The organism is Coprobacter fastidiosus, from assembly GCF_982245605.1.
The window spans coordinates 1-8,471 of sequence record NZ_CEVCIF010000068.1 but is presented as its reverse complement, the minus strand read 5'-3'; the positions used below and the strand labels follow the sequence as shown (position 1 = coordinate 8,471).

Below are 8,471 nucleotides of genomic sequence, written 5' to 3'. Positions count from 1 at the left end.
CAGGAACTTATAAATAAAGTTATAAAGTTAAATTATAGTGTTGCGGAATTAAGGTAATTATCTTTTGGCTTTTCTTAATTAACGGTTACCTTTTAGTTATTATATTTGTAGTATGACAGATAGGTTAGGAGGGCAATGTATTATGAAAAAGTTTATTCTTGTTTTTTTATGGGTAATCGGGGGGATGTGCACAGTTTTCTCTCAGGGGATTACGAAAAATGAGGCTGTTGCTATGCGGGACAAAACGGCGAAACCGCGTACGGCTTTGGTTGAAGCTGATGAGAATTTGAAGAATGCGATACAAGAAGAGAATAATCCTTTGATAGCAAAGTATCTGCTCGAATATGTGCATTATCAGTTACTGATTTCACAAGATAGTTTTCCTTCGTTGATACGGTTTGCCGAGCATTTGAGGGAGTCTTCTACCGATTCGGTGCAACGTGCCGTGCTCAGCTCTATTGAGGCTCAGATGATCTTTGATTATTATGAGGATACTCGGGGGGTATTGGAGAATGGTGTTCCGACAGATGTAGCTCCCGATCTTGCGAAGATCGATGAATGGGATAGAGCAGCTTTTGTAAGAAAGATATCCGATCTGTTGCAGTCTTCCGTCAAACCGGCAGAAATTTTACATAAAACTTCTACTCAGATTTATAAGGAAGCTCTGGATACCGATAAAGATTGGGAAATATTGACCCCGACCATGCTCGACTTTTTGGCGTACCGTGCAATAGATATATATGAGGGATTATTGTCGAATTCGGTGCTTCCTCTTATTCTTGAAGAGCCTTTGTTGAAAGAATTGAATATGCCGGCGGCAGATTTTGTAAACTATCCGTATTTCCCTGAGAAATATCAGTTGAGACATCAGGTAATTGCCGTGTATCAGTTGTTGTTGAGATTTTCCGATCCGGGATCGCCCTCTTACCTTATAGCTGATTTGAAACGGTTGAAGTTTTTACAGGATAACAACTCCGGGGTTGAATACCCTCAAAAATTAGAGAATCTGCTGAATGTTTATAAAGATAGTCCCTATTCGGTAGAAATAGCGATAGATTTATTGGATTATTATAGTCGGATATGGAATACATCTCCCGAAACCAAAGCCTATCTGGTAAAGTTATCTGATCGGTTGATTTCCCGTTTCCCGGAATATCCCCGTTTGGATTGTCTTAAATCTGAACGAGATCAATTGACGGCGTATAGCTTCAATCTGAATATGGGTCAGGTTTTATATCCGGGAGAACCGCATACACTCTCTTTTGAGTATAAGAATATCAAGCAGCTTTATTTGACGTTGTATCGTACGGAGGGTAATGACAGCATACTGCAATTTGCAGATACTTTGCATTTGAGTGATACGTTGAGTTTGGCAAATCGCACCGGGAAATGTGTTCTTCCGGCACTGAATAACGGAGAGTATTTCTTGAGATTTTTTTCGGAAGAGAAAGCTGATCTTGGAAAAATCGGTTTTTATGTTTCCCGCATCTACGCGGCGACTTTAGCTCCGACAGAAAAAGAGACTCTTGTTATCTTGACTGATTCTAAAAGCGGAAAACCGTTATCCGGGATTCCGGTAAAATTGTTTCGTTCAGATTCTGAGGATTCTTATGTGAATACGGTAAAGGCAGATCGTTTGGGTTTGGTTCGTTTGGGTGAGAAAGATACGGTAATGTATTTTAAACCCGAAATGAAGAATGATGTTTATTATCCGCTTCAGAACTTGAGATACGGATATTGGAGCGGTGATGCGGATACGGAACGTGAAATGATTTCTCTCTTTACCGACCGTTCTGTTTATCGTCCCGGACAGACACTTTATTTTTCCGGAATTGATTATCGGGTGGGAGAAAAAGTCGGGACAGTCGTGCCTGACGGACGTTATACAGTCGTTCTTTCGGCTCAAGGTAAAGATATTGCTCGTTGTACGGTTCAAGGCGACTCGTTCGGTTCGTTTACCGGATCTTTCGTGCTTCCTTCGGATATGGTAAACGGATATTGCCGGATTAGGGTAGAAGGTCGTAACGAAAGTTTATCTGTACAAGTGTCGGAATATAAAAGACCCACTTTCCGTATTTTATTCGAGCCGGTAAAGGATGCCGTATCTTTAGGGCAGGTGGTCTCGGTTAACGGCAAAGTCATCAGCTTTTCGGGAGTTCCTGTTTCGGGAGCGGATGTTTCTTATACGGTGCAACGTCTTGCGAACAGTTGGTGGAGAAATAAGGGTGAACAGATAGCTCAAGGGGAATTGTTTACGGGAGAAGACGGAGGGTTTACTCTCCGATTTGTTGCTCGGAAAAGCGATAAGGATGTGTTGAAAACTGGAACTTTTTATCGATTCAGGATTGATGTAAATGTAACATCTGCTAATGGTGAAACGCAATCTCAATCTTATTGGGTGACGGTGGGAGAAAGTCCGTTGTCGGTGCAGATGGAAGTTCCCGAAATGATTGACAAGAATGCGCCCAATCCGGTCAAGTTCAGGATAACGAATATGGCAGGGATGCCGGTTTCGGTGAAATGTAAGTATATATTATATTCGATGTATGGTTTGGAAAATCCTATATCGAAGCATGATATTATAAGTGCCGATTCGTTGAAAGTGCGGATGCAGGTAGAAGAAAAGAGTTTCGTGTCGGATAATATTCCTGCTTTGGAAAGTTGGAAAAAATTGCCTTCGGGCATATACCGTCTTGTACTTCAGGTGACGGATACTAATGGAAAATTGGTTATCAGAAATGCCGATTTTGCTTTATATAGTATGCAAGATAAAAAGCCTCCGATAAAAACGTATGAATGGATACCTGAAGATTTGTATCAAGTTTCGGACGGAGAGTCTGTCGATGTCATATACGGGACTTCTATCAAGCAGGCATACGTTTTGTATAATTTATATGATGGATTTCGGTTGGTAGACTCCCGGAGAGTAAAAATATCGGATAAAAATTACCGATTCCCTGTTTTATATAAACCGGAATATGGCGATCGTCTTAAGCTTTTCGTATCTTTTATAAAAGAAGGATGTTCTTATAACTCTGTGATAAATATACATCGGAAAAAGCCGGATATGAAATTGTCGATAACGACTTCTACTTTCCGGGACAGAACAGTTCCGGGCAGTCAAGAGTCTTGGAGCTTTACAGTGAAGGACGCATCGGGGAAACCCGTTTCGGCACGTTTTATGACCGAGATGTTCGATGCTTCTTTAAATGAGATAATGCCTCATGATTGGAGTTTCAGACCGGTATATAATCCGATAGATTATGGCCTGTTTTTGCGGGATATAGGCGGGCGGAATATCTGGAAATCCGAGCAGATAAGCACTTCTTGTTTTCCGCTTTATTTCGGAAGGTTTGTTTATTCAACTATTTACAGAAGAATGACCTCTTTGACTTTTGCGACACAGATGAATACAATGGCAAAAAGTCTGCCCTATATGTCTGTTGAAGATGTAGCAGCTCCTGCTGTCCCGGAGGATGCGGCCGGTTCTGGAAATTTAGAGCAAACACCTGTGCAATATCGGCGGAATTTCAATGAAACGGCATTTTTTTATCCTCAATTGACGACAAATGAGCAGGGAGAAGTGTCTGTTAAATTTACGATTCCCGAAAGCAATACCGAATGGCAATTTCAGGCGTTGGCTTATACGAAAGATCTGAAATATGGTTCGTATAAAAATAATGTGATCTCTCAAAAACAGTTGATGGTAGCCCCGAACATACCTCGTTTTGTGCGTAGAGGAGATGAGGTTTCGATTGCTACATTAATGCAGAATATATCAGATCGTTTGATGAGCGGCAGTTTTACATTCGAGTTGTTCGATCCATATACTGACAAAGTATTGGAACAGAAAAAGCAGGAGTTTATTCTTGAAGCCGGAAAATCAAAATTGGAGAGTGTGGATTTTACAGTTCCTGAGGGGTTGGATGTGTTGGGTATCCGTGTAAACGCGGTGACTCCCGGAGTAAGCGATGGAGAACAGCATATAATTCCGATATTGCCGTCGCGGACGTTGGTGACGGAGGCTGAACCTTTTGTGTTGAAAGGCGGGAAGGAAATAAAAAACATACGGATGCAAGGGCTTTCTGATGATGCAGAGGAAAATTATCGTATGGTATTGGAGTATACGGCTAATCCTCTTTGGTATGTAGTGCAGGCTCTTCCTCAATTAAATGAAGTTTCGGGTACCGACGTTATTAATATTACGTCCGCTTTATATGGCAATACGGTCGCTTCGGTTTTAGCTCGCAATAATCCTGAGATCGTTTCGGCATTACAGACTTGGAAAGTTAAAAATGAGACCGGTTCATCTTTAGCATCTCCTTTGGAGAAAAATGAAGAGTTAAAATCTGTATTGATTTCAGAGACGCCTTGGGCGTTGGATGCACAAAATGAAACGGAACGATTACAATCACTTTCCGGTTTGTTGGATGTTTCCCGTGCTGAGCAGTTGCAAAATAAAGCATTGGAATTGCTTCGTGACTTGCAGAAGCCCGAAGGCGGCTGGGGTTGGATGAAAAAAATGCCGGTTAGTTTCCTGATGACGGTTAATACTTTAGAAGGTTTGTCTCGCTTGACGAAATTAGGCGGAATACAATATGACGAGGTTTCTAAATATATGCAGATGCGGGCGATCAATTATTTGGATAGTTGCATTATTTTGGATCAGGAAAGGAGGAAAGCTAATAAGTCGGGTGTGGTATCTAAATATGGCAAGCTTCTTTATGTATATGTGAGAAGCAGCTATCGGGACATACCGTTGGCGAAAGCGCTGAGCGCTCATAAAGAGATTATCGAGTATATAAAGAGGGAGTGGGTTTCTTTTTCTTTGTACGAAAAAGCTGTTGCCGCAGTATCATTGTATCGTTACGGTTTTACCGCTGAGGCCAAAGAGATATTGGAGTCTTTGCGAGAATATTCTACAACGACAGAGGAGCTGGGTATGTTTTGGCAAAATAATAAGTCGTCTTATGCTTACAGAAATAGTGCAATACAGGTACATACTGCAATAATGAATGCTTTTGCAGAGATAGATCCGAATTCAAAATCTGAGTTGAATGAGATGAAACGTTGGTTGATTATGCAGAAACAGACACAGAATTGGGGATCTGTGCCTTCGACGATAGATGCTGTCAATGCAATATTGAATACCGGAGACTATATGTTGTCAGCATCGAGAAATACGGTAAAAATCACATGGGGGAAAACCGTTTTAAAACCGGAGATTACGGATGGTTTCACCGGATATGAACGGTATGTCCGTCAGGGAGCGGAGATTACTCCTGATTTGGCAAATGTCGAAGTATCGGCCGATCAGAAACAACCTTCATGGGGAGCGTTATACCGACAGTATTTTGCCGATTTTACACAGATACGAAATAAGGCGGTCAAAGGTTTTTCTATCGATAAGCAATTTTTTGTGGAACAAATGTCGGGAAAAGAAAAAGTGTATGAGCCTTTGAATAAAGTAACGCTGAAGAGCGGAGATCAGGTCAATATCCGTTTGATAATAAGGACAGATCGTGATTTGGAATTTGTCCATGTAAAAGATCAACGTCCTGCATGTTTCGAACCGGTCGATCAGTTGTCGCGTTACGAATGTAAAGACGGAGTTTGCTATTATCAGGAAACAAAAGATGCGGTGACGAATCTCTATTTCGATTTTCTTCCGAAAGGTACTTATGTAGTTAGTTATGATGTGTGGGCCGATCGTCCCGGAAGTTATCATAACGGTATTTCTACAATACAGTGTCTGTATGCTCCTCAGTGGGTTGCCAATACAAAAGGGCGTATGATAATCGTGAAGTGAAATTGGTAATCGCATCGGAATCTACGAGAGCCGTTTAGTTTGAGAATCTATATAAATTTTACACGAACAATTTAGAGGCATATAAAAGTCCTGTCGGTAAGAATTCTTACCGGCAGGACTTTTATATATGGCCCGGTTATCGCGATAGTTTGTCTTTTGAAGATGAAATGTTAAAAATGAACATTAAAAATCTCTTTTTCAGTACATGGATTTTGAAAACGTTAACAACCTGCTTACCTTTGTCGATATTATATATGTTTCTTTTTGAAATTTATATGTTTATGTCTGTAACTGATTACTTAAATAAAAAGATATGAACTTGAAAAATTTATTGATTATGGCGGCGATGTCTGTGATGGCGTTCGGATTTGCCGCATGTTCTTCTGATGACGATGATGATAAAGACGGAATGCTTTATGATGATGTAAATTCGGAATATAATGACTATGTCAGTGTTTGCGGAATAAAATGGGCAAGAGGTAACCTTCAGCATTTAGGTGAAGATTGGAAGATTGCCGATCATCAGTGGGAATACTTTAATTATGTCGATGGTAATACCGGGTCGTCTATTTCACAAAGTTCTTCGCAAATGGATCATTTCAATTGGGGAGTATGCGGTGCAAATGCTTTGACTACCAGTTCCAGTGTTTGTGCAAAAAATGTGTCGCAGGATATAAGCGGTAAAATGTTTACCGATGAGGCATGTACGGCCGAGACCTCTGATTTTGCTGCCGCATTATACGGAGATATTGCTTATTGGGCAACACAAGGGGCATGGAGACTGCCGACACAAGCGGAGTTGCAGAAATTGTATAATGAAGCTTCATATCAATATGGATATTATACGACAGAGGATGGTAAAAATGTATATGGATATTTGTTTACTCCTCCGATGAAAAGCGGTCGTGTAGAGAATACTTCAGCACGTCAGATTACCGATGAAGAATTGGTCGGCGGGCTTTTCCTTCCGGCAACGGGGTATCGTATCTATCCGGGATCGACGATTTCTAAAGGCGGAGAAGTCGGCTATTACTGGACATCTCAGTATCGTAGTGCCGGAGATAATGATTATGCCTATTATTTAGAGTTGCAACCGACTCGGATTCGTTGGGCGGGAAATGCCAGCTATTACGGACGGTCGGTACGACCTGTGAAAAATTAGATTGTAGAGTAACCTGATTAAAATTTCCCATAAAGGAATCCTCAAAGCAGACTTGAATAAAATTTAAAAAAGGTAGCCGTTTCCGATAAATGTCAGGATAACGGCTACTTTTGGCATTATAACAGCTTTATCGATGGGTTCTCATTCTGTCTTTTGCCATTTCGGCATATTCAGTACCGGGACGTCCGTAATTGCAATATGGGTATATGCTGATCCCGCCTCTCGGTGTAAAAAAACCGGTAACTTCGATGTATTTGGGATTCATAAGTTTGATGAGATCTTTCATAATCAAGTTGACGCAATCTTCATGAAATCCTCCATGATTGCGAAAACTGAATAGGTAAAGCTTCAGACTTTTGCTCTCTACCATTTTTATATCCGGAATATAATCGATCTGTATAGTTGCAAAATCCGGTTGTCCTGTAATAGGACAAAGACTTGTAAATTCAGGACAGTTGAAACGTACCCAATAATCCATCTCCGGGTGTTTATTATTGAATGCTTCCAATACTTCAGGAGCATAATCTTGGGGATATTCTGTCTTTTTTCCTAATAGGCTTAGTGTCGTTTCTTCCATATATAAATATTATACTTCTTTTATTTTTAGTATATTATAAGAAATGTCGGTGTCATATACATCGCTTCCGTCAATTCGTTTGATTAGCTTTACCACTCGTATGGTAACCGGTAAAATAATAGCTTCGTAGGCCGATTTCAGAATTGCTTGAGTTACAATGAGTATCAGCAGCTCGTTAAACGGTACGACTCCGGCGAAAGCCACAGGAAAAAAGATCAAAGAGTCGGCGCTTTCTCCTACCAGTGTCGATACCATTGCCCGAAGCGAAAATCTTTTACCTTTGCTGGCTACTTTCATTTTGCTCATGACGTAAGCATTTAAAAACGATCCGGCCAAAAATGCGATCAAACTGGCTACAGCGATACGAGGAGTTGCGGCAAATACCAAAGAAAAGGCTTCTTGTCCGTTCCAGAACGAAGCCGGAGGCAAGAGTATTGCCAGCTGTATAAGCGCTACGGCGAGAAAGTTCATGGCAAATCCTGCCCAAATGATCAACCGGGCTTTTTTATAACCCCATACTTCGGCAATACAATCATTTATAATATACGAGATAGGAAATACGATAAGTCCGGCAGTTGCCGTGACAGGACCTAAAGAGATCATTTTCACTTCCAGAATGTTGGAAATGATGAGGCATACACAGAAAAGTATGCTCAACACCATAAAGGGGAGGCTGACTGTTTTTTTCATACATCTTGTTTTTTACGTGGTTTATCAAGCACACGGGAGTGCAAAGGTACGATCTTAAGGAATACTTAATTGTTAAAAATGAAAAAATATTTATGCTTGTGTTTTTCTGAAAGAAGGAACTCTGATAATGCAATGGTGTGTCATCGCTTTTGAGGAACATTGATATATTTTTATAAAACCTCATTTCCGCAACTCTTTTATCCTCTCATGACACGACAGTTTTTTTGCGATTT

At 40.7% G+C, this 8,471-nt stretch carries 4 protein-coding genes; 2 read left to right on the top strand and 2 right to left on the bottom strand.

Going from position 1 to position 8,471, the window contains the following annotated elements; translation table 11 throughout:
- Positions 1–142 precede the first annotated feature (142 nt).
- Both AC0UMU_RS12990 and AC0UMU_RS12985 read left to right on the top strand, forming a co-directional pair.
- Positions 143–5,809: an alpha-2-macroglobulin family protein gene (locus tag AC0UMU_RS12990; protein WP_472300142.1), complete on the top strand. Its 5,667-nt coding sequence runs from the start codon at positions 143–145 to the stop codon at positions 5,807–5,809.
- Between the two features lie 313 nt (positions 5,810–6,122).
- On the top strand, positions 6,123–6,971 hold the full coding sequence (locus AC0UMU_RS12985) for a hypothetical protein (protein ID WP_278715742.1): 849 nt from the start codon (positions 6,123–6,125) through the stop codon (positions 6,969–6,971).
- A 127-nt stretch (positions 6,972–7,098) separates the two neighbouring features.
- On the opposite strand, the gene queF is transcribed toward AC0UMU_RS12985, so the two are convergent.
- Both queF and AC0UMU_RS12975 read right to left on the bottom strand, forming a co-directional pair.
- Positions 7,099–7,548, bottom strand: a complete 450-nt coding sequence (gene queF / locus AC0UMU_RS12980) for a preQ(1) synthase (protein WP_009318997.1) — start codon at positions 7,546–7,548, stop codon at positions 7,099–7,101.
- A 9-nt stretch (positions 7,549–7,557) separates the two neighbouring features.
- Positions 7,558–8,238: a queuosine precursor transporter gene (locus AC0UMU_RS12975; protein ID WP_031258434.1), complete on the bottom strand. Its 681-nt coding sequence runs from the start codon at positions 8,236–8,238 to the stop codon at positions 7,558–7,560.
- Positions 8,239–8,471 lie beyond the last annotated feature (233 nt).